General features: G+C 60.3%; 22 protein-coding genes, 1 tRNA gene and 1 pseudogene. 11 read left to right on the plus strand and 13 right to left on the minus strand.

Annotated elements, in window-relative coordinates; translation table 11 throughout:
• Window positions 1-200: pseudogene (locus tag PDO_RS23445) on the plus strand (methionyl-tRNA formyltransferase); the annotation flags it as partial.
• Window positions 200-955 carry a tRNA pseudouridine(38-40) synthase TruA gene (gene truA / locus PDO_RS23450; protein WP_007607707.1) on the plus strand — a complete coding sequence of 252 codons (756 nt, stop codon included), beginning with the start codon at window positions 200-202 and terminating at the stop codon, window positions 953-955. The pseudogene PDO_RS23445 and the gene truA, both read left to right, overlap by 1 nt.
• Before the next feature lie 47 nt (window positions 956-1,002).
• Here the strand turns inward: truA and PDO_RS23455 are convergent, their stop codons facing one another.
• The 3 genes from PDO_RS23455 to dapD all read right to left on the minus strand — a co-directional run bounded on the left by PDO_RS23455 (window position 1,003) and on the right by dapD (window position 3,794).
• Window positions 1,003-1,599 (minus strand): hypothetical protein, encoded by a 597-nt coding sequence (locus tag PDO_RS23455; protein ID WP_007607711.1) that lies wholly within the window; start codon window positions 1,597-1,599, stop codon window positions 1,003-1,005.
• Entirely contained in the window at window positions 1,586-2,779 is a 1,194-nt protein-coding gene (gene dapE, locus PDO_RS23460) for a succinyl-diaminopimelate desuccinylase (protein ID WP_037075282.1), read from the minus strand. The genes PDO_RS23455 and dapE overlap by 14 nt, the downstream gene beginning before the upstream one ends.
• A gap of 157 nt (window positions 2,780-2,936) precedes the next feature.
• Entirely contained in the window at window positions 2,937-3,794 is an 858-nt protein-coding gene (gene dapD / locus PDO_RS23465; RefSeq protein WP_007607714.1) for a 2,3,4,5-tetrahydropyridine-2,6-dicarboxylate N-succinyltransferase, read from the minus strand.
• A 142-nt stretch (window positions 3,795-3,936) separates the two neighbouring features.
• Here dapD and PDO_RS23470 point away from each other — a divergent pair, with 142 nt between their 5' ends.
• The gene (locus tag PDO_RS23470; protein ID WP_007607716.1) at window positions 3,937-4,815 is read left to right on the plus strand and encodes an LOG family protein; all 879 of its coding nucleotides are present in this window, start codon (window positions 3,937-3,939) and stop codon (window positions 4,813-4,815) included.
• Window positions 4,816-4,846: 31 nt separating this feature from the next.
• Here PDO_RS23470 and PDO_RS23475 read toward each other — a convergent pair whose 3' ends face one another.
• Window positions 4,847-5,518, minus strand: a complete 672-nt coding sequence (locus tag PDO_RS23475; protein WP_007607718.1) for an EF-hand domain-containing protein — start codon at window positions 5,516-5,518, stop codon at window positions 4,847-4,849.
• 113 nt (window positions 5,519-5,631) lie between these two features.
• A complete protein-coding gene (locus tag PDO_RS23480; protein ID WP_007607720.1) occupies window positions 5,632-6,351 on the minus strand; it encodes a pyrimidine 5'-nucleotidase in 720 nt (239 codons plus the stop codon).
• 101 nt (window positions 6,352-6,452) lie between these two features.
• Here PDO_RS23480 and PDO_RS23485 point away from each other — a divergent pair, with 101 nt between their 5' ends.
• Window positions 6,453-7,367 (plus strand): DMT family transporter, encoded by a 915-nt coding sequence (locus PDO_RS23485; RefSeq protein ID WP_007607723.1) that lies wholly within the window; start codon window positions 6,453-6,455, stop codon window positions 7,365-7,367.
• Between the two features lie 3 nt (window positions 7,368-7,370).
• Here the strand turns inward: PDO_RS23485 and argB are convergent, their stop codons facing one another.
• On the minus strand, window positions 7,371-8,258 hold the full coding sequence (argB, locus tag PDO_RS23490; RefSeq protein ID WP_007607726.1) for an acetylglutamate kinase: 888 nt from the start codon (window positions 8,256-8,258) through the stop codon (window positions 7,371-7,373).
• A 162-nt stretch (window positions 8,259-8,420) separates the two neighbouring features.
• On the opposite strand from argB, the gene PDO_RS23495 reads away from it, so the two are divergent.
• The 3 genes from PDO_RS23495 (at window position 8,421) to PDO_RS23505 (ending at window position 10,414) form a co-directional block, all read left to right on the plus strand.
• Window positions 8,421-8,987 (plus strand): sigma-70 family RNA polymerase sigma factor, encoded by a 567-nt coding sequence (locus tag PDO_RS23495; protein WP_007607729.1) that lies wholly within the window; start codon window positions 8,421-8,423, stop codon window positions 8,985-8,987.
• The gene (locus tag PDO_RS23500; protein ID WP_007607731.1) at window positions 8,959-9,681 is read left to right on the plus strand and encodes an anti-sigma factor; all 723 of its coding nucleotides are present in this window, start codon (window positions 8,959-8,961) and stop codon (window positions 9,679-9,681) included. Before PDO_RS23495 ends, PDO_RS23500 begins: the two co-directional genes overlap by 29 nt.
• Before the next feature lie 175 nt (window positions 9,682-9,856).
• Window positions 9,857-10,414, plus strand: coding sequence for a fasciclin domain-containing protein (locus tag PDO_RS23505; protein WP_007607733.1), 558 nt, complete (start codon window positions 9,857-9,859; stop codon window positions 10,412-10,414).
• A 51-nt stretch (window positions 10,415-10,465) separates the two neighbouring features.
• Here the strand turns inward: PDO_RS23505 and yihA are convergent, their stop codons facing one another.
• The 5 genes from yihA to rpmH form a co-directional block, all read right to left on the minus strand.
• The gene (gene yihA, locus PDO_RS23510; RefSeq protein WP_007607734.1) at window positions 10,466-11,125 is read right to left on the minus strand and encodes a ribosome biogenesis GTP-binding protein YihA/YsxC; all 660 of its coding nucleotides are present in this window, start codon (window positions 11,123-11,125) and stop codon (window positions 10,466-10,468) included.
• A 49-nt stretch (window positions 11,126-11,174) separates the two neighbouring features.
• Window positions 11,175-12,092, minus strand: coding sequence for a DMT family transporter (locus PDO_RS23515; protein WP_007607735.1), 918 nt, complete (start codon window positions 12,090-12,092; stop codon window positions 11,175-11,177).
• A 61-nt stretch (window positions 12,093-12,153) separates the two neighbouring features.
• The gene (gene yidC / locus PDO_RS23520; RefSeq protein WP_007607736.1) at window positions 12,154-13,956 is read right to left on the minus strand and encodes a membrane protein insertase YidC; all 1,803 of its coding nucleotides are present in this window, start codon (window positions 13,954-13,956) and stop codon (window positions 12,154-12,156) included.
• Window positions 13,956-14,345, minus strand: a complete 390-nt coding sequence (rnpA, locus tag PDO_RS23525; protein WP_007607737.1) for a ribonuclease P protein component — start codon at window positions 14,343-14,345, stop codon at window positions 13,956-13,958. Before rnpA ends, yidC begins: the two co-directional genes overlap by 1 nt.
• Window positions 14,346-14,375: 30 nt before the next feature.
• Window positions 14,376-14,510: a 50S ribosomal protein L34 gene (gene rpmH, locus PDO_RS23530; RefSeq protein WP_037075269.1), complete on the minus strand. Its 135-nt coding sequence runs from the start codon at window positions 14,508-14,510 to the stop codon at window positions 14,376-14,378.
• A 395-nt stretch (window positions 14,511-14,905) separates the two neighbouring features.
• Between rpmH and PDO_RS23535 the strand changes: the two genes are divergently transcribed.
• On the plus strand, window positions 14,906-16,336 hold the full coding sequence (locus PDO_RS23535; RefSeq protein WP_244426518.1) for a sensor histidine kinase: 1,431 nt from the start codon (window positions 14,906-14,908) through the stop codon (window positions 16,334-16,336).
• A gap of 116 nt (window positions 16,337-16,452) precedes the next feature.
• Window positions 16,453-16,529, plus strand: a tRNA-Arg gene (locus tag PDO_RS23540).
• A gap of 85 nt (window positions 16,530-16,614) precedes the next feature.
• Here PDO_RS23540 and PDO_RS23545 read toward each other — a convergent pair.
• Entirely contained in the window at window positions 16,615-17,118 is a 504-nt protein-coding gene (locus tag PDO_RS23545; RefSeq protein WP_007607739.1) for an SRPBCC family protein, read from the minus strand.
• Window positions 17,119-17,450: 332 nt separating this feature from the next.
• Here PDO_RS23545 and PDO_RS23550 point away from each other — a divergent pair, with 332 nt between their 5' ends.
• On the plus strand, window positions 17,451-17,801 hold the full coding sequence (locus PDO_RS23550) for an HNH endonuclease (protein ID WP_007607741.1): 351 nt from the start codon (window positions 17,451-17,453) through the stop codon (window positions 17,799-17,801).
• A gap of 82 nt (window positions 17,802-17,883) precedes the next feature.
• Here the strand turns inward: PDO_RS23550 and PDO_RS23555 are convergent, their stop codons facing one another.
• Window positions 17,884-18,837 (minus strand): LysR family transcriptional regulator, encoded by a 954-nt coding sequence (locus PDO_RS23555; RefSeq protein WP_007607742.1) that lies wholly within the window; start codon window positions 18,835-18,837, stop codon window positions 17,884-17,886.
• Between the two features lie 103 nt (window positions 18,838-18,940).
• Between PDO_RS23555 and PDO_RS23560 the strand changes: the two genes are divergently transcribed.
• Entirely contained in the window at window positions 18,941-19,912 is a 972-nt protein-coding gene (locus PDO_RS23560; protein WP_007607743.1) for an MBL fold metallo-hydrolase, read from the plus strand.
• Window positions 19,913-20,057 lie beyond the last annotated feature (145 nt).

Genomic DNA, 20,057 nt, shown 5'->3' on the forward strand with positions numbered 1-20,057 from the left:
TCAAGCTGCTTGCATCCGAACTGGCCCAGCCTGACGGCGTCAGGGCCCTGCCTGGCACAGTCCTTGACGAGCCCTTGGGTATAGCCTGCGGTGTGGGTGCCGTTCGGCTTGTCCGCTTGCAGAAGGCTGGCGGCAAGCCACTGTCAGTCGAGGATTTCCTGCGCGGAACACCACTGCCGCCGGGTACGGTGATCGCCTGATGCCGCGCTTTCGCTTGTGTGTCGAATATGACGGCACCCCCTATGTCGGCTGGCAGCGCCAGGACAACGGTGCGTCGGTCCAGAGCGCCCTCGAAAAGGCCATCCTCGCCCTCAGCGGCGAGACGGTGGTGATCCGCGGCGCCGGCCGCACCGATTCCGGCGTTCATGCCTTGGGTCAGGTGGTTCATGCCGATCTGTCGCGCGATTGGGTCCCGGACAAACTGCGCAACGCGTTAAACGCCCATTTGGGACTGGCGGGCGAGCGCGTCGCTGTCATTGAAGTCAGGGCTGTTCCGGATGACTTCGATGCCCGCTTCTCGGCCCTGCGCCGTCATTATCTCTACCGCATCATTTCGCGGCCCGCACGATTGGCTTTGGAAGCGCAGCGCGCCTGGTGGGTGCCCAAGCCACTGGATCATCTGGCCATGCACGAGGCGGCGCAGCAGTTGGTCGGCCATCACGACTTCACCACGTTCCGCTCGGTGCATTGTCAGGCCAAAAGCCCGATGCGCACGCTGGATCGTCTTGATGTCAGCCGCACGGGCGACCTGATCGAGATCCGGGCAACAGCCCAGAGTTTCCTGCACAATCAGATCCGTTCCTTTGCCGGCACGCTGAAGCTGGCAGGCGAAGGCAAGATGACGCCCGAGGATGTGCGCGCCGCCCTTGAATCCCGAAATCGTGCTGCATGCGGCCCCGTCGCCCCGCCCGAGGGCCTGTTTTTCATGAAAGTCGATTATCCGGGCGACGAGTGATGCAGGCCTTTGACAGCTGACATGTCACTCGTACAAAGGTTTCGCCATCAGCCGGGATAGACCCCGAGATAACGTTCCAGCATCTCGGCAATCAGCATGGATGGAACCAGCAACACCATGGTCACAGTGGCCACGGTCAGAATATGATCGCCGATGATCATCCACAGGATGCGGAACAGCACGGCGATCAAGGTCAGCATCAGCAGGAACCAGAGCAGCGCAATAAGCCCGCTGAGTGCCGGGATCAGCATCATCACCAGCACCAGCACGGCATAGGAATAGGACACTGGCAGGGAAAGCCAGTTGGCGGCCACCACGATCGATGCGAACTTCTCTCCGATCCCGATCATCCAGCAGAGAATGCCGACGAGGATGACGGGCAGGACCCAGTTCATCGCCTCGACCATCACCAGCCGGAAATAGAAGAGGCCACCGACGCCGACGCCCTCCGGCAAAGTGCCGACAAACAGCATCTGCCACCAGATGAACGACACCAGGATGGCGGGCAGTGCCCAAGCAATGGCCCAGAACGAACGCAGGGCGCCACGGTCCGAGAGATCGAGATAGGTGAAGCCGGCTGCATCCTTCCTGAACAGCAACCAGAGCCCCATCAGATAGAACTCGACCTCTTTAAGCGTCGGCATGAGCGAACCATTGTTCGATGAAGGTCTTGTAGATCACTGTCAGCGTCTCGAGATCGCTGACCGCCACGCGTTCGTCGACCATATGCATGGTCTGCCCGACAAGCCCGAATTCCACCACCGGGCAATAATCCTTGATGAAGCGGGCATCCGACGTGCCGCCTGTCGTCGACAGCGACGGCGTGCGACCGGTGACGGTTTCGATCGAGCTGGACAGCGAGGCGATCAGACTGTTGCTGCGCGTCAGGAAGACATGGCTCGGCCGCTCTGACCACGCCATTTCATAGGTCATGGGGCCACGGCCTGGCCGCAGGCTTTCGTCGGTTGCCGCCGCATCGAGCCGACGCAGGATCTCCGCCTGCACCGTCTCCGCGGTCCAGCGATCGTTGAAGCGGATATTGAACTTGAAGCTCGCCGAAGCCGGAATCACATTGGTTGCCGGATTGCCGACATCGATCGTGGTCACCTCAAGATTGGACGGCTGGAAATTGTCCGAGCCTTCGTCGAAGGCCGGGGTCATCAGGCTCTCGGCAAAGCGCAGGGCGCCGCGCACGGGATTGTCGGCGAGATGCGGATAGGCTGCATGGCCCTGCACGCCGCGCACAGTGACTGTGCCGGAAACCGAACCGCGTCGGCCGATCTTGATCATGTCGCCAAGCTGGTTCGGATTGGTCGGTTCGCCGACCAGGCAGGCATCCCAGCGCTCGCCGCGGCCGGCCGCCCATTGCAGCAGCTTGATCGTCCCGTTCACCGCAGGACCTTCCTCGTCACCGGTGATCAGCAGCGAGACGGAACCCTGTGGTGCGCCTTTTTCTTCGAGCAGGCGGGCATAGGCGGCGATGAAGCAGGCTATGCCACCCTTCATGTCGACAGCTCCACGGCCATAGAGCATGCCTTCGGCAATCTCGCCGGCAAACGGACCATGCGACCAGTCGGCGGCTTGGCCGACTGGCACGACGTCGCTATGGCCGGCAAACATCAGATGCGGTCCGCTTGCGCCGGTCCGGGCATAGAGATTTTCGATGTCGGGCGTGCCGGTATCAGAATGCATCATGCGATCCACATGAAAACCGAGCGGCCGCAGCAGTGTCTCGATGACGCCGAGCGCGCCACCCTCTGCAGGCGTGACAGACGGGCAGCGGATGAGGGCCTGCAGGACATCGACGGGATTTGTAGCGATCATGACGACCAATGAATAGTGATGGCGCATCGGCGCGGGAAGAGCATGGCCTAGACTTAGCCCATGCACGAAACGCTGTCATCCGCCGCAGCGACGCGTAAGTGTCGCGGGCCGCCTCACGGAAGACGCCGGGGTCTGGTGTCCCGGCGGGTTGGGGCGCTCAGTCGCGCAACAATTCGTTGATGCCGGTCTTGGAGCGTGTCTTGGCATCGACGCGCTTGACGATCACGGCGCAGTAGAGGTTCGGCGCGACTAAGCCATTGGGCATGACATTGCCGCTGCCCATCGAACCCGCGACCACGACAGAATAGGGTGGTACTTCGCCATAGGTCACTTCACCGGTGGCGCGGTCGACGATCTTGGTCGACTTGCCGATGAACACGCCCATGCCGAGCACGGAACCTTCGCGCACGATGCAGCCTTCGACCACTTCCGAGCGGGCGCCGATGAAACAATTGTCCTCGATGATCGTCGGGCCGGCCTGCATCGGCTCCAGCACGCCGCCGATGCCGACGCCGCCGGAGAGATGCACATGGCTGCCGATCTGGGCGCAGGAGCCGACGGTGGCCCAGGTGTCGACCATCGTGCCTTCGCCGACATAGGCGCCGAGGTTGACGAAGGACGGCATCAGGATGGCATTCGGCGCGATATAGGCCGAACGGCGCACAACCGCATTCGGCACGGCGCGGAAGCCGGCAGCGCGGAATTCGCTTTCGCCCCAGCCTTCGAACTTCGAAGGTACCTTGTCCCACCAGGTCGACGCACCCGGACCACCCTTGACCACGTCCATGTCGTTGAGGCGGAAGGACAGGAGCACGGCCTTCTTCAGCCACTGGTGAACCGTCCAGTTGCCGTCGTCGCCACGGGTGGCGACCCGCGCCTTGCCGCTGTCGAGCAGGTTCAGCGCCTCGTCCACGGCGTCACGGATCTCGCCTTTTGTACCGGTCGATACGGTGTCACGGTTGTCGAAAGCCGCGTCGATGACATGTTCGAGACTGGTGAGATCGAGTGCGCTCATCTGAATTCCTTAAACTTCCTTGGCTAATCTTGGCGATGGAAACGATCGGGATCGATCGGAAACTGGCGAATTGCTCTACCGCATTCAACGGCGGTTGGAAACAGCCAGGGACGCCCTACGTTTCTGCATGGAAGGATACGGAATGGCAAAGCTTAAAAATGGCCGGCATCGGCGCAATGACGGGGTCTGGGACCCGCTCAAGGACAGCAAGGCGGATCGCCGCAGCGCAGAGGTCGTACCTCGCACCCCGCAATCGGAATCTCCCTCATATCGGCTTGCCTATGCCGACAATGATTTCCTCTGCCGCGAGGAACTCCGGCCGATACGCCTGCAGTTGGAACTTCTGAAGACGGAGATGATCCTCACAGAGCGAAACATCAAGTCGACGGTCGTCATGTTCGGCGGCGCCCGGATCCCGGCGCCGGGACAAAGCGCCTGGGCTGCGCGCAATGCGCTGCAGAAGCAAAATCTCGAAGCAGCCTCCGTCTATTACGAGGAGGCGCGCAAATTCGCCCGTCTTTGCTCGGAATTTTCCGCCCGCAGCACCTATCAGGAATATGTGGTGGTGACTGGCGGAGGGCCGGGCGTCATGGAAGCCGGTAATCGCGGCGCATCCGAGGTCGGCGCTCCTTCCGTGGGTCTCAACATCGTGCTTCCACACGAGCAGGCTCCCAATCCCTATGTCACGCCGGAACTCAGCTTCAACTTCCACTATTTTGCCATTCGCAAGATGCATTTCCTCATGCGGGCCAAGGCGATTGCAATCTTCCCCGGTGGTTTCGGCACGCTGGACGAGTTTTTTGAGGCTGTAACGCTGATCCAGACGAAGCGCATGGCGCCGATCCCGCTGATCCTGTTTTCCAAGAGCTTCTGGCACGGCATGATCAATTTCGATGGGCTGGCGGAATTCGGCACCATTGCCCCGGAGGATCTGAACCTCCTGCAATTTGCCGAGACGGCGGAAGACGCCTGGCGCATCGTCGCCGATTTTTACGACCTGAACGAAGAAGCGGCCCCGTAAGGGGCCGCCGGCATTTTTATGTCTGTGTGGTTTAGCGCATCATCCACATCGGACGCTTGGGCATGTCGTCGACCGAAATGACGCCGTCCTTGTTGCGGTCCGCCCGCTCGAACATCTTGTCGATCATCGCCATGGCTTCCGCCTGATTGATCTGACCGTTCTCGTCGGTATCGGCAACGCGGATCATCCTGCCCGGACCGCGTTCGCCGTGGCCGCGGTGTCCGTCACGGTCGGCCATGTCACGTCCGCCGTGGCGTTTGCCATCATGATGCTTGCCGTGATGCGGCTTGCCATCAGGTCCGCGACTATCATCCTGGGCCTGTTCGTCTCCGGGTCCACCTGGCGGCGGCGGCGCGACTTCGTCGGCATCCTCTTCATCCGACGCGGCATTTGCCTTCAGATCGGCCTTGAATTGTTCGCGCATCGCGTCGCGGTGCTTGCGGAATTCGCCCGGAGTGATCGCGCCGTCCTTGTCGGCATCGATCGAGACAAACAGGGTTTCGCCCGCAGCCTTTGCCTCGTCCTTGGCAATCTTGCCGTCCTTGTTGGTGTCGAACTGCTGCAACATCCGGACGAACATCACTTCACGGCCGCCCGGAGGTCCGCGACGACCATCGCGATCCTGTGCAAGTACGGCGCTGGCCGAGGTTCCGATCAGCAATGAGCCTGCAACGGCTGCCAAAGTGAAGAACTTACTTGTCATCTTATGGTCCTTTCGGGGGCCTGTTTCAGTCAGGAAACCCTACCGGTGCCATGTTGCCCATCCTACTTAAACATCGGTAAGCTGGATGAAACTTTGGTAAGCTTTGACTTTCTTCAACCGGCAATCGGCAAAAGCCGCTCCAGGAAGCCGGCCAGATCGTCGGTGATGTAGTCGACGCTGTCGGGATCGATATGGTCGACCCGTTCCCAGGTCTCCAGGATGGCCGTGCCGAGATTGCGTGGCACCAGAAGCACAGTCTTCATGCCCAGTGCCTTCGGGACGAGAAGATTGCGCGGCAGATCCTCGAACATCGCTGCCTTTTCCGTGTCGATCCGGTTCAGGCTGGCAAACTTGTCATAGGTCGCACCCGCCGGCTTCGGCTGGTAGTCCGCCGCGACGATGTCGAAAATGTCGTCGAAATGGTCGAGAATGCCAAGCGCCCTGGCCGCGGCCTGCGCATGCGCCACTGTGCCGTTGGTGAAGATGAACTTGCGACCCGGCAATTGCTTGATCGCCTCACCGAGCGCAACATCCGGCAGCAGTGCCGAATAGTCGATCGCATGCGCCCGCTCCAGAAATGCGTTCGGATCCACATTGTGATGCAGCATCAGGCCAGCCAGTGTCGTGCCATGCTCCTGATAGTATCGCTTCTGCAGCAGCTTGGCCTCGGCCGGCTCCAGTTGCAGAAGTTCAGCGACAAATGCCGCCATGTTCCTGTCGATCTGCGCGAAGAGATCGACGTGGTGCGGATAGAGCGTGTTGTCGAGGTCGAAGACCCAGTCGCGAACATGGGCGAAATCAGCGGGCGAGGGGAGCTTTGCAGGTGTGTTCATGGGATCTATCTCTGCCATGCAACGGGCTGAAAGGGAACTGCCGTTGAAGCACTCGCTGCCAGCCCTTGGCGTACCGTGCAGGACTGTGTTAACGCCGCATCATGGAATTCTGGGCAATCATCACCTTCGGCAGCGCCTTCCTGCAGAACATGCGGTCGGCACTCCAGAAACATCTCAAGGGCAGGATGGGGACGACGGGCGCAACCTTCGTGCGCTTCGGCTTCGGCCTGCCATTTGCGTTTGTCTATCTCGGCCTGCTGCATTTTGCCTTCGGCCGTCCACTACCGGTGCCGGATGGCCATTTCGCCGTCTGGGCCATGCTCGGAGCCTTGGCCCAGATCGCCGCGACCTTTCTGCTCGTCCACCTGTTTTCGTTCCGCAATTTCGCGGTCGGCACTGCCTACTCGCGAACGGAGCCAGCCCAGGCCGCATTGATCGCGCTTATCCTGTTCGGTGAGACGGTCAGGCTTTCGGTGGTCGGCGCGATTGGCGTGTCGATCCTCGGCGTGATGTTGATCTCCGTCGCTCGGACCGAATTCACCCTGAAGTCGCTGGTCACCTCGCTCGGCAGCCGCACCGCGATCATCGGTCTGACCTCCGGCTTCTTTTTCGGCATGTCAGGCATTTCCTACCGTGCCGCATCGCTCTCGCTGGAACCCAGCCTGCCGGCTCCCGATTCAATCATGCAGGCGAGCTTCACGCTGGCGGTCGTCATCGTCATCCAGACACTGGCCATGCTGGTGTGGATGCTCTGGCGCGAGCCGCAGGAATTGTCGCGCATCCGCGCTGCCTGGAAAACCAGTGTTCTGGTCGGATTTGTCGGGGCAACCGCATCGTTCGGCTGGTTCATCGCCATGACCCTGCAGCAGGTCGCTGTCGTCAAGGCGGTCGCGCAGGTGGAAATGCTCTTCACCTTCGCGTCTTCGGTTCTCGTCTTCAAGGAGAAGATCAACCGTCTGGAGATCGCCGGCTGCATTCTGATCGTCGCCGGCGTTCTCCTGCTTCTGGTTGCCTGACGTTTAGGGAACGAGCAGCGTGCCGGCACCGGCTTCGGTGAACAGTTCGAGCAGCACGGAATGCGCCGTCTTGCCGTTCAGGATGACCACGCCCTGCACGCCGGCCTTGATAGCATCAATGCAGGTCTCGACCTTGGGGATCATGCCGCCGGAAATCGTGCCGTCCTTGATCAACTCATGTGCCTGGGCGACCGACAGTTCCTTGATCAGGTTGCCGTCCTTGTCGAGCACGCCCGGAACGTCGGTGAGGAACAGCAGGCGCGAAGCATTCAGCGCACCGGCGATCGCACCGGCAAAGGTGTCGGCATTGATGTTGTAGGTCGCGCCGTCACGACCCGGTGCCACCGGCGCGATGACCGGGATCATTTCCGAGCGCGCGAGCAGGTCGAGAAGTGTGCGGTCGACCTCGACCACCTCGCCGACAAAGCCAAGATCGAGAACCCGTTCGATGTTGCTGTCGGGATCGCGAACCTTTTTCTGCGCCTTTTCGGCAAACACCATGTTGCCGTCCTTGCCGCACAGGCCGATCGCCCATTCGCCGGTCTGGTTGATCAGCGCGACGATTTCCTTGTTGATCGAGCCGGCCAGAACCATTTCGACGATCTCGACGGTTTTCTGGTCCGTGACGCGAAGGCCGTTCTCGAAGCGTGATTCGATGCCCATCTTGGCAAGCATCGCGCCGATCTGCGGGCCGCCGCCATGCACGACGATCGGGTTGACGCCCGACTGCTTCAAAAGCGCGATATCGGCGGCAAATGCCTTGCCCAGTTCCGGATTGCCCATGGCATGGCCGCCGTATTTCACGACGATTGTCTTGTTTTCATATCGCTGCATGAAGGGAAGAGCCTGCACCAGCAGTCTTGCCTGGATTTCGCTTTCGGAAGCCGTCATCGGGAAAACCTCTTTTGGGATCGCGGCCTTTTAGCGCAAGTCCGGCCGGGATGGAATGATTGCCCTGCAATATAAGAGTGTGATGACACGCTTCTTTTTCCCGATGCATTGCCGAGCTCGGCCGCCACCCTATATGGCGCTTCGGCATTAAATGGGGAATTCATGGAACGCGAAGACATTGCCGATTTGCTGGGCCGTGTGTCGCTCCGCGACCGGGCTGCATTTTCCCTGATCTATCAACGCTGCTCGGCGAAACTTTTTGCGATCTGTATTCGTATCCTGAAAGACAGGAACGATGCAGAAGAGGCATTGCAGGACATCTTCGTGAAGATTTGGCAGAAGGCCGGCAGCTATGCCGGCAATGGCGATGGCGCAAACGCCTTTGCCTGGATTGCAGCGATTGCCAGGTATCATTGCATCGATCGGTTGCGCCAGCGAAAGCCTCCGACCGTAGAGCTGGATGTCGCCACCGAATTGCCGGATCTCGGGCCAGATCCCGAACACCACGCAATCTTGCGTTCGGAAGGTGCGCGCATTGACAGCTGTCTGGAAGCATTGGATCCTGACCGCGCGCAAGCTGTTCGCCAGGCCTATGTCGAGGGAATGTCCTATCAGGAGCTTGCCGAGCGCTTCGCCGTTCCGTTGAATACGATGCGCACCTGGCTGCGACGCAGTCTGTTGAAACTGAGAGAGTGCATGGATGGCAACGCCCGACCAGAGCAAGGGTGACCGATCACGCGACGAAGTGCTCGCGGGTGAATATGTCCTGGGCGTCCTGAACCTGTCAGAACGCCAGCAGGTCGAGGCGCGCCTGCGTCATGATTGGCAATTCGCTGCCATTGTCCGCCGGTGGGAGGCCAATCTTGCGCATTTCAACGTCGATTACGATGAAGAAGCACCGCCGGCAGCGATATTTGCGGAGATCGAAAGACGGATCTTCGGGCCTAGTCTGGTGCTTCCATCGAACGGACCATTGGCGGCGATATGGAATTCCTTGCCTCTCTGGCGAGGTGTGAGCGTTGCGGCAATTGGCATGCTCGCCCTTCTTCTCGGGTTGCAATGGGCAAGTGAGCTGCGTCCGAAGCCGGATCAGCAATTGACGGCCGAACTCGCCGGCAAGGACAGCGCCATCAGCCTCGTCGCCCAGTATGACGGGGCATCGGGACGTCTGGCCATTACGCCGGTCGCCAATGGCGGTGCCGAGGAAAGATCTCTAGAACTCTGGCTGGTGGAGGGCGAGCAGCCCCCCACATCGCTGGGTGTGCTGCCACAGACCGGCCAGGGCGAGATCCTGATCCCGGACGAGATGCGCGCCCGGTTGACGGGCGGTGTCACGCTTGCTGTCAGCGTCGAGCCCTTCGGCGGTTCGCCGACCGGCAAGGCGACAGGCCCGATCGTGGCTGCTGGCGAAATTCTTCGCTAGGATAAAAATGGCGAGCCAATTGAATGGCTTGCGCTTGGCAATGAGATTTTTTCAGGACCCCTGAAACTTAGATCTACTCCCCTCCGTCCTTTGTTGTGTTCCCCAAGAGGGAAACCAACGCCATCCGGTGGCAAAAGCTGCCCGGATCGAGAACACCAGGACAGAGGAAACCGAAATGTTCAAGACCACGCTTCGCCCGCTCGCTTTCACCGTTGCGCTGCTCGCCGGCACAGCTGCCGCCTATGCAGCCAACCCGATGGTTGGCGGTGCTGCCATGTTTGAAGACAAGAACATCGTCGAGAATGCCGTCAACTCCAAGGACCACACCACGCTCGTCGCTGCGGTCAAGGCCGCAGGCCTGGTCGAGACGCTCTCGGGCGCCGGCCCGTTCACCGTGTTTGCCCCGACCAACGACGCCTTCGCCAAGCTGCCGGCGGGCACGGTTGACACACTTCTGAAGCCGGAGAACAAGGCGCAACTGACAAAAGTCCTGACCTGCCACGTCGTGGCAGCGAGTGCGATGTCGGATGCCATCGGCAAGATGATTGCCGATGATGGCGGCACCCATGACGTCAAGACGGTTGGCGGCTGCGTGCTCAAGGCCAAGGCAACCGATGGCAAGATCACGCTGACCGATGAAAACGGTGGCGTCTCGACCGTGACCATCGCCGACGTCAAGCAGTCGAACGGCGTGATTCACGTCGTCGACGCGGTCATCCTGCCGAAGATGTAACAAAAAGGAGCCGTTACCGGCCCCTTCTTACCTTTTGCCGGGATCTTTGCGTCAGGATTTCCGGCCGACGGTCTCGGCGATTGCCGCGCGCAATTCGTCGAGACCGTTGCCTTTTTCCGATGAGGTCGACAGCACTTCCGGAAATGCGGCCGGATGTTTCTTGATTTTCTCGAGCGTCTCGGCAATCAGCCGCGGAACGCCGGCTTCCTTGATCTTGTCCGTCTTTGTCAGAACGATCTGATAGGATATCGCGGCCTTATCCAGCAGAGACAGAACCTCGTCGTCGTTCTTCTTGATGCCGTGGCGGGAATCGATCAGCACATAGACGCGTTTCAGCGTCGCGCGTCCGCGCAGGTAGTCGAAGACCAGCTTGGTCCAGGCATCCACCTGCTCCTTCGGCGCCTGTGCATAGCCATAGCCCGGCATGTCGACCAGCGCCATCGGCGGCATGTCGTCGGCAGCGCCGGAATAACCGTCCGGAACGAAATAGTTCAGCTCCTGCGTACGGCCCGGGGTATTGGACGTGCGTGCCAGTGCCTTCTGTCCCACCAGCGCGTTGATCAGCGATGACTTGCCGACATTCGAGCGGCCGGCAAAGGCCACTTCCAGCGGGCCTTCCGGAGGGAGGAATTTCATTGCCGGAACGCCACGGATGAAGATCCACGGGCGGCCGAACAGAGGCTGATCGGCCTTTTGATTGTTGTTTGTCATGGGATCGCCTTTCGTATGCCCTGTGAAATCCGGGTTTTGACCGGCAAAGTCAAGACGCAGAGGGCACGCGCGGCCCCGGTTCGCGGCGCATATGGCCGATTAGATAGGTGAACAGTGCCGCAAGCACGATGCTTCCGCCGATCATCGTCCTGGCCGAGGGCACTTCATCGTGCAGCAGAACCATCCACACCGGGGCAAGGATCATCTCTGCTGTGCCGAGAAGAGCGGCAAGAGCCGACGGGATCATCCGGGCGCCGGTCACATACATCGCCATGCCCAGGCCAAGGTTCAACGCGCCGAAGGCAAACAGCAGCGCCAGATCCGGCAGGCCCACGGCAAAGCCGCCGACCATGGGCGCGGCAATGGCCGAGGCGACGAAACAGCCCAGACAGGCTGCGGGCGTCATGCGAATTCCCGGATGACGCCGCGTCAGCACGGTCATGCACGCGAAGATCACCGGGATCAAGGCCGCTAGGCCAAGGCCGAGCAGAGAGCCGCCTTCGCCGATCGATGCCGAGACCATGATCGCCACGCCGACAAGCACGGCGCCGATCGCACCCCAGGTGATCGCGGTAATGGGTTCGCCGAGCAGCACCCGCGCGAGCAGGGCTGCAAACAGCGGAATGGCCGCCATGAACAGCACGACATTGGCAACCGGCGTCATGCTGACGGCCAGGACGAAGCAGGTCGACACAGCCGCAAAGCCGGTTGCGATCATCAGTCCCGGCCATCCCATTGCCCGGAAGAGCTTTGCGGTTCCCGAAGCCTTGTCGCGGATCAGCATGAAGCTCAGCAGGAACAGGCCGCCAAACAGGCATCGCCAGAAGACGATCGCCCAGCTGTCTGTCATGCCGATGAAGCGCTGGATCGCGCCGCCATAGCTCCAAGCGGTGGCGGAGCCCAGAACCAGGGCAATGCCGAGCCAGGGGCGGACGGCAGATAGAGACGAAGAGCTTGAGGCAGTCATCACGGGCTCACAGGGGGAGGTCACAAAAGAAAGCCCCGGTTGTTACCGGGGCTATCTTTCATCATTTGGTTTCGGCTGGCTTTCGCCGAAACACATTTCGGATGGTCTTGAACAACTCGATCTCGACGCCGTGGCGCTTCATGATGATCGACTGCTGCAGGACTGAAAGTGTGTTGTTCCAGGCCCAGTAGATCACCAGACCGGCCGGGAAGCTGCCAAGCATGAAGGTGAAGATCAGCGGCATCCAGTTGAACAGCATCGCCTGGGTCGGATCCGGAGGCGTCGGGTTCATGCGCATCTGTGCCCACATGGTCACGCCCATGATGATCGGCCAGATACCGAGATGCAGGAAGGTCGGCGCCTCGAAGGGCAGCAGGCCGAACAGGTTGACGAAACTCGTCGGGTCCGGCGCGGACAGATCCTGGATCCAGCCGAAGAACGGCGCATGGCGCATCTCGATGGTGACGTAGATGACCTTGTAGAGCGCGAAGAACACCGGGATCTGCAGCAGCACGGGCCAGCAGCCCGCGACCGGATTGATCTTTTCGGTCTTGTAGAGCTGCATCATCGCCTGCTGCAGCGCCATCTTGTCATCGGCATGCTTGACCTTCAGCTCTTCGAGCTTCGGTTGCACGCGCTTCATGTTGGCCATCGAAGCATACTGCTTGTTGGCCAGCGGGAAGAACAGGAGCTTGACGACGATGGTCGTCAGCAGGATGGCCACGCCGAAATTGCCGACATGACGGTAGAAGAAGTCCATCAGTTTGAACATCGGCTTGGTGATGAAGTAGAACCAGCCCCAGTCGATCATCAGGTTGAACTTGGGGATGTTGAGGTTCTGCTCGTAGCTCTCGATCACCGGAACCTGCTTGGCGCCGGCAAAGACCATCTGCTTGACCGTCGTGCTCTGGCCCGCCGGGACGCTGATCGCATCGCCCTTGTAGTCGGCCTGGAAGCGCGGCTGGCCATCGGTGAAGTGCGAGAAGCGCGATTCATAAGGGATGGACTGCGTCGGGATCAGCGAAGAGGCCCAGTACTTGTCGGTGATGCCGAGCCAGCCGCCGGTCGCCTTAGCATTGGTGACGGCTTCCTCTTCGATATCACTGTATTTGTGCTCCGAGAGGCTGCTTTCAGCACCCAGAACGCCAAGGAAGCCTTCATGCAGAACGAAGACCGAAGGTGTGGTCGGCTTGTTGTAGCGGGTCAGGCGGCCGTAGGGCGCCACGCTTGCTGCAGTCGTACCCGCATTGGCCACGGTGTCCTCGATCGTGAACATGTAATGTTCGTCAACCGAGATCGTCCGGGTGAAGGTCAGGCCGGCTTCGTTGGTATAGGTAAGCGTGACCGGCGTCGCCTGGGTCAGCTTCGCACCTTCAGGCGCGGTCCAGACAGTGGTCGGTCCAGGCGCGCTGCCGGCATTTTCGCCGGCGATGTAGCCGAGTTCGGCAAAATAGGCATCGGTCGTCTCAGCCGGGCTGAGCAGCGTGACGATCGGGCTGCTGTTGTCGACGGTCTCGTGATACTGCTTCAGGCGCAGGTCGTCGAGGCGGGCGCCGGTCAGGTTGATCGAGCCGATCAGGTCCTGCGTATCGATGGCAACGCGCGCAGATTTGGCGATTGCGGCTTCCCGGCTGGCTTCTGGCGATACAGCGGCAGCACCTGCGGGCAGGGCGCCATTGACCGAACCGGCGGCCGTTGTCGTTGCTGGTGATTGGGTCGCGGCCTGGCTTTGCTCAGCGGCGATACGCACTTCCTCGGCCTGGCGCTGGGCCTCGATCCGGGGGTTCATGTAGAAGAACTGCCAGGCAAGCACGATCACGACGGATAAGGCAATCGCGACAAAATAATTGCGGTTGTTTTGCATCATTCTTTCCTGGAACCGGCCTTCTGAGACCGTAGGTTAGTCGTCTGGCTGTTGGCTATGCGGTTGGTCAGTTGCGCTGCGAGCTGATCAAACGGCGCGTTCAGCACCTCGCGCCGGGCGACAATGACATAGTCGTGTCCCGGCTGCATTGCAAACGCTGCCTTCAGTCGCACGGCCTCTTTTAGCCGGCGGCGCATACGGTTGCGCTCGACTGCATTGCCATGTTTCTTGGTTACGGTGAAGCCGACGCGGGCTGGTGCGCTGTCTTTTCGGTCGAGAACCTCGAGAAGAATGAGGCGACCCTTGCGCTTTTCGCCGTTTCTGGCGGCGAGGAACTGGGGGCGGCTTTTCAGCCGCCCGACAGTGTTCTTCTGTTCTGTGTCTGTCATGAGCCCGTCATCTCGTCGGGCGCCTGGCCGTTAGGCCGACAGCTTGGCGCGACCGCGACCGCGGCGAGCGTTCAGAACTTTGCGGCCGCCAGTGGTGGCCATACGCGCACGGAAACCGTGGCGGCGCTTGCGAACAAGCTTGGAAGGCTGGTAAGTACGCTTCATTTATTTAATACCGCGGTGTGCGGCCCTTCTTGGATTTTGCATGTCTGCAAAAGCGTTGGTGCTATCGCACGGCTACCCGCCGCCGGGGCGGGTTTCCGAACGTGCGCGGCTTATAGTGTCGAAGGGCCTCAGAGTCAATCGGGCGTAAAGACAGGCACGCCGGCGGCCCAGACGCCATGAAGACCACATTTTATTGGGAGCCGCAGCGCCAAGCCTCCAGACAAAGGGTGCGCCACATGGGCCTTTTCGCAGCCAAGTCTTTCGCGCTGCACTAAAATGGCTTAAATCAGGACTGGAAACCCCGACGGCGCCAAGCTGGCGTGCGACAGGAGATGATACGGATGCTTGATCGGCAGGACAGCGAAACGCAGTCCGACCTTGGCGAGGTCTATCCCATGCCGCGCCGCATTCGAGGTCTGTCGGGCAAGCTGCTCTGGCTGACCATCGCCTTCGTCATGCTGGCGGAAATCCTGATCTTTGCCCCCTCCGTCGCCACCATGCGCCTGCGCTGGCTGCAGGACAGGCTGAACACGGCGGCTGCCGCCGGCGTCGTCATCGACGGCCTCCAGCCGCTTGAACTGCCGCGCCAGGTGCAGGACGATACCCTGATGACCACGGGCACCAAGGCGATCGTCCTGCGCAAGGACGGCACGTCGCGGCTGCTGGCCGTGACCGAGATGCCCAAGGAGGTCGACGCACAGTTCGATCTTGCCAACTACGGTGAGCTGCAATCCATCCGCGACGCCTTCTATACGCTTTTGTTCGGCGGCGACCGTTTGCTGCGTGTCTACGGTCCGGTCGGCGAAAGCGACATGGTCATCGAACTGGTGATGGAGGAAAAGGCGCTGCGCAAGGCGATGCTCGCCTATGCGCACAACATCCTGATCGTCTCGCTGTTCATTTCGGTGATCACTGCCATCCTGATGTATCTGGCCATCAATCGCATGATGATCGTGCCGATCCGCCGCCTGACCAGCAACATGCAGTCCTTTGCCGAAAATCCGGAAGATCCGACACGCATTTGGTTTGCCGGAGATGGCAATGACGAGATCGCGGTTGCCGGCCGTCACCTTGCCCGCATGCAGGGCCAGCTGCAAAAGACCCTGAAACAGCAAAAAAACCTCGCAGACCTAGGGCTCGCCGTATCGAAGATCAATCACGACATGCGCAATATCCTGGCCTCCGCCCAGCTGATGTCCGACCGACTCGTCGATGTCGAAGACCCGCTGGTCAAGAGTTTTGCACCGAAGCTGCTGCGCACCATCGATCGCGCCGTTGGTTACACCAACGAAGTTCTGTCCTATGGCCAGACCTCGGAGGCCGATCCGCGCCGGCGCCTCTTCCGCCTCGCCGACCTGTGTCAGGAAGTTCGTGATCTTCTCAACATCGGACCAGACAGTGGCATCGAGTTCATCGAAGCCATCGCACCCGATATCGAGGTCGATGCCGACAGCGAGCAACTGTTCCGCGTCATCCACAATATCTGCCGCAATGCATTCCAGGCGCTTGCAACCTATGTTCCGGAAGATCCGGACTATCCCCGCCGAATCACCGTCTCTGCCCAGCGCATGGGGGCCGTGGTGTCCATCACCGTTGACGACACGGGGCCGGGCATGCCGAGAAAGGCGCGCGAAAACCTCTTTGCCGCCTTTCGCGGCTCGGCGCGCTCCGGTGGCACGGGGCTCGGCCTTGCCATTGCCCGCGAGCTGGTCATTGCCCATGGCGGAACAATCGCACTTGTGGAAAAGCCTGGCCCCGGAACCCTGTTTCGCGTCGAGATCCCAGACAGGCCAGTGTCTCTGAATGACTGGCGGGCACGCGCCTGAGGGCTCCGGATTTCGTTCGTGACGGCAAAATGACTCTTTTTTTGCAAAGGCGCTTGCAATCCTCCGCGGTCCGCTTTAGAGGATCGCCAACGCCGACAAACACAGTCGGTTGGCAAGCACCCGTAGCTCAGCTGGATAGAGCACCAGACTACGAATCTGGGGGTCAGGAGTTCGAATCTCTTCGGGTGCGCCATTTTTCTTCTTAAAATCATAGTCTTGTAAAGTTGCCTCTTGCTGGAGGCGATTTTCGATACGGACAAGTAATGTCCCGGCTCGCGTTACTCGCCCATGCTGGAAAGCAGTTCGTCGAGCTGCTCCAACTGCTCCGGCAATGCTGCCGCCGAGCCCTCTAGGGCTTCTTCAAGCGCCTGCTTCGACGGGTAGATTTCCTGGAAACTCAACAGCGTCTTCCCGTCCTGATCCTTGAAGGTCACGGTCGTGACTGCGCCCTCTTCGTCCTCGTCGTTGGTCCAGACGATGCGCTCGTTCGGCACCACCTCGAGATACTTGCCGAAAAAGGCCATGGTATCCGAACCGCCGGCGGCGATTTCCAACCGATATTTGCCGCCGGTCCGGACATCCATGTCGCACGACACGAGCGAAATGCCGGTTACCGATTTAGGCATCCACCACCGCTGGAACAACTCGGGCTGGCTCCACGCCCTGTACACTGTGCTCGGCGGCGCATTGAATATCCGCACGGCAACGAGTTCGCGATCCCCTCTGCGCTCGACGGAGGTGCGGTTCTCTCCATCACCTCCACTGTCAACTTCCTGATTCATCACGACCCTCCCGTTTCATCTCACCGAAGTTTTCCTCCCGTGCTTCCTATCGGGCCTCGCAGAACTCGCAATGCGCCTCCGTGCGCCCGGCCTTCATCCTGAGCCTATCCGCGAGACTGATATCGACGCAACCTATCGTACAAGCTGTTCCGGCGCCAATCAGGTGATCGGCCCACGGCTAGCATATCGATACAGTGGTTTGATCGTTGTGGGCGGACGCATTCCAAAGTCCGCATTGCTCCATGCCGGCAGAGGCGGTATCTTTGGCAATGGTCGGCATCGATCGCGATAGGCGCGCTTGGCCAGCCCGTGGAAAGACCGACCGAGGACCAATGGCCCGCAAGAACAGAGACGAAGTGCCTTCATCGGATGTGGTACTAGAGCCGGTGTTTTGCCCGCTATGCGAGCGCGTGATCCCGGATGATCAGATGGACCACCACCATCTCGTGCCAAAGAGCAAGGGTGGCAAGAAAACCGTTGGTCTGCATCGCATATGCCACGACCAGATCCATGCAATTTTCACCGATGCCCAACTCGCAAAGAAGTTCAGCACGATCGAGGCCCTCCTTGAGGATCCTGCCGTGCAGAAATTCGTCGCCTGGGTAAAAAGCAAGCCACCGGGTTTTTCCGACTCGGCAAGGGAGCAGCGGCAAACCTTCGGTTCGGGCCGTGGGCGAAAGTAATCGCGCGGATCGTCAGCAATCGGCTGGCAAGCAGACCGCGCAGTCGTCTTGGTCAACCGCATCGCGTCAACGGTGACGTGCGTTAAATCTCATCCGACTTCTGGCTGCCGACCGCGGTGCAGGCAAGGCTATCGCGGATTTGATGCCGCAGCCAGTCATTCGCAGGGTCGCTGTCAGCGTGCTTTGCCCAGACCATTTTCACCGGCGGAAAGGTCAGATTAACGGGCAACGGGCTGACCTCAAGCCCGAGAAGCGCCGCATAGCGACCGGCAATCCGGCTCGGCACCGTGGCAATCACCGGTGCGACCTGTGCCGCCGAGAGCACCGACATATAGCCGGGTGCGGCCGTGATCACGTTCAAATCCACGCCGGCGATTTCCAAGGCATCCTTGATGCAGCCCTGCAATGTCTCGTTCTGGGAGATGGTCGCATGTTCGGCGGAAAGATAGTCCGAGAGTTCCACTGGGTTCGACAGAGCCACAAGCGCCGGATTGTAGCAGCATGCCATTTCCGGTTCGTACAGTGTCTCGAAGGACCGGCGGCTCGTCTTCGAATAGGTGCAGCCGACCGCGATGTCGATACTGCCATCCTCCAGCGAAGGCTCCATCGCCTCGTAAGGAAACACCCTGGCTAAAACCTTGAGGCCGGGTGCATCGCGTCGCAAGCGCATTGTCAGTTCGGGGATCAGCAACAGCTCGATTTCCGGCGACATGGCGATGCGGAACGTCCGCTCTTCAGTGGCGGGGTCAAAAGCCAGGCTACCGGTCAGTGCCATCTGCGCCTGGCGCAGGGCATGGCGCACCGGGATGGCCAAACTGCGCGCCCGCGCTGTCGGCTGCATCACCTGGCCGACCCGTATGAACAAATCGTCCTGAAGCAGGACCCGAAGCGTTGAAAGGGAATGGCTCATCGCAGGTTGCTGGATCTTCAGCCGTCGAGCCGCCCTGGTGACATTCCCCTCCGAGATCAGGGCGTCGAACGCAACGAGCAGGTTGAGGTCAAATGATCGCAAATTGAAATGATCGATAGTTGTCATGAGCCACATCGATTTGATTGCTGGTGTAGCGCTACATACGTGCTCTGCAGGTCAGTTCCAAGACCCTCTGATCAACACGCCGCACAACACTCAGGAGTTTACCATGCAGACCCGCCGTTCCCTTCTTATCAGCACAGCCGGTGCAGCCCTCGCCGCCGGTGCCATAACCACCTTGCCGGCCGTTGCCTTCGCCAAGGCGCCGATGGTCGGCAAGCAGGCCGCCAGCTTCTACCGTTTGAAACTCGGTGACTACGAGATCACCGCGGTCTCGGACGGCACGGTGAAACTGCCGATGTCGAAAATATACAGGCACATCACCGAAAAGGACGCAGAGACCTATCTCGCAGGTCATTTTCAGGCCGATTCCGAAGTTTCGGTCAACGCCTTTCTGGTCAACACCGGCGAGAGGCTCGTTCTGATCGACGCCGGCACGGGCGACCTTTTGGGGCCGGCGCTTGGCAAACTTGTCTCCAACATCGAGGCAGCGGGGTACAGGGCGGACCAGATCGACGATGTCATCCTCACGCACATCCATGCCGACCATTCCGGCGGCCTTGTTGCCAATGGCAAGCGCGTGTTCGAAAACGCGATCCTGCGCGTCAACCACCGCGAGGCCGAGTTCTGGCTGAAAGCCGATGCCACGGCCAAGGCCGATAAGGTCCTGGGTCCGCAGATCGCCCAGGCCGAGAAATGCGTTGGCCCCTATGTCGACGCGAAGAGGTTCGAAACCTTTGCAGATGATGCCGCGCCTTTGCCCGGCTTTGGTTCGGTTCTGAGGGCCGGCCACACCCCCGGCCACAGTGGTATCATTGTGGAAAGCCAGGGGGAGAAGATCGTGTTCTGGGGTGACATCGCCCATGGCGACGTGTTGCAATATGACCATCCGGAGGTCACGGTCGATTTCGATGTGGACCAGACGATGGCTGCAGCCTCACGTTCGGTTGCTTTCGCCGAGGCCGCCGATCAGAAATATCTGGTCGCGGGCGCCCATCACGCCTTCCCGGGCATCGGCCATGTCAGGCGCGATGAGACAAACTACGACTGGGTGCCGCTGGTCTACAGTGCCAATTACTGAGTTCGGACCAGGCCTCGTCTCCGCGACGGGGCCTGATATCGCTTGCTCCATTGCAAATGGCAGCAGCGCTTTGCCCGCCTGGCAATCAATGCCCAGCATCGTAGTAAGTCGCTCAATGTTCGGGCCGCATTGACCGACAAGCTTT

Source organism: Rhizobium sp. PDO1-076, from assembly GCF_000247475.1.
GTDB lineage: Bacteria > Pseudomonadota > Alphaproteobacteria > Rhizobiales > Rhizobiaceae > Allorhizobium.

Excerpts from the sequence above, each read along its gene's own strand:
- truA (WP_007607707.1), top strand. The coding sequence starts at position 200 with ATGCCGCGCTTTCGCTTGTGTGTCGAATATGACGGCACCCCCTATGTC.
- PDO_RS23455 (WP_007607711.1), bottom strand. The coding sequence starts at position 1,599 with ATGCCGACGCTTAAAGAGGTCGAGTTCTATCTGATGGGGCTCTGGTTG.
- dapE (WP_037075282.1), bottom strand. The coding sequence starts at position 2,779 with ATGATCGCTACAAATCCCGTCGATGTCCTGCAGGCCCTCATCCGCTGC.
- dapD (WP_007607714.1), bottom strand. The coding sequence starts at position 3,794 with ATGAGCGCACTCGATCTCACCAGTCTCGAACATGTCATCGACGCGGCT.
- PDO_RS23470 (WP_007607716.1), top strand. The coding sequence starts at position 3,937 with ATGGCAAAGCTTAAAAATGGCCGGCATCGGCGCAATGACGGGGTCTGG.
- PDO_RS23475 (WP_007607718.1), bottom strand. The coding sequence starts at position 5,518 with ATGACAAGTAAGTTCTTCACTTTGGCAGCCGTTGCAGGCTCATTGCTG.
- PDO_RS23480 (WP_007607720.1), bottom strand. The coding sequence starts at position 6,351 with ATGAACACACCTGCAAAGCTCCCCTCGCCCGCTGATTTCGCCCATGTT.
- PDO_RS23485 (WP_007607723.1), top strand. The coding sequence starts at position 6,453 with ATGGAATTCTGGGCAATCATCACCTTCGGCAGCGCCTTCCTGCAGAAC.
- argB (WP_007607726.1), bottom strand. The coding sequence starts at position 8,258 with ATGACGGCTTCCGAAAGCGAAATCCAGGCAAGACTGCTGGTGCAGGCT.
- PDO_RS23495 (WP_007607729.1), top strand. The coding sequence starts at position 8,421 with ATGGAACGCGAAGACATTGCCGATTTGCTGGGCCGTGTGTCGCTCCGC.
- PDO_RS23500 (WP_007607731.1), top strand. The coding sequence starts at position 8,959 with ATGGCAACGCCCGACCAGAGCAAGGGTGACCGATCACGCGACGAAGTG.
- PDO_RS23505 (WP_007607733.1), top strand. The coding sequence starts at position 9,857 with ATGTTCAAGACCACGCTTCGCCCGCTCGCTTTCACCGTTGCGCTGCTC.
- yihA (WP_007607734.1), bottom strand. The coding sequence starts at position 11,125 with ATGACAAACAACAATCAAAAGGCCGATCAGCCTCTGTTCGGCCGCCCG.
- PDO_RS23515 (WP_007607735.1), bottom strand. The coding sequence starts at position 12,092 with ATGACTGCCTCAAGCTCTTCGTCTCTATCTGCCGTCCGCCCCTGGCTC.
- yidC (WP_007607736.1), bottom strand. The coding sequence starts at position 13,956 with ATGCAAAACAACCGCAATTATTTTGTCGCGATTGCCTTATCCGTCGTG.
- rnpA (WP_007607737.1), bottom strand. The coding sequence starts at position 14,345 with ATGACAGACACAGAACAGAAGAACACTGTCGGGCGGCTGAAAAGCCGC.
- rpmH (WP_037075269.1), bottom strand. The coding sequence starts at position 14,510 with ATGAAGCGTACTTACCAGCCTTCCAAGCTTGTTCGCAAGCGCCGCCAC.
- PDO_RS23535 (WP_244426518.1), top strand. The coding sequence starts at position 14,906 with ATGCCGCGCCGCATTCGAGGTCTGTCGGGCAAGCTGCTCTGGCTGACC.
- PDO_RS23545 (WP_007607739.1), bottom strand. The coding sequence starts at position 17,118 with ATGAATCAGGAAGTTGACAGTGGAGGTGATGGAGAGAACCGCACCTCC.
- PDO_RS23550 (WP_007607741.1), top strand. The coding sequence starts at position 17,451 with ATGGCCCGCAAGAACAGAGACGAAGTGCCTTCATCGGATGTGGTACTA.
- PDO_RS23555 (WP_007607742.1), bottom strand. The coding sequence starts at position 18,837 with ATGACAACTATCGATCATTTCAATTTGCGATCATTTGACCTCAACCTG.
- PDO_RS23560 (WP_007607743.1), top strand. The coding sequence starts at position 18,941 with ATGCAGACCCGCCGTTCCCTTCTTATCAGCACAGCCGGTGCAGCCCTC.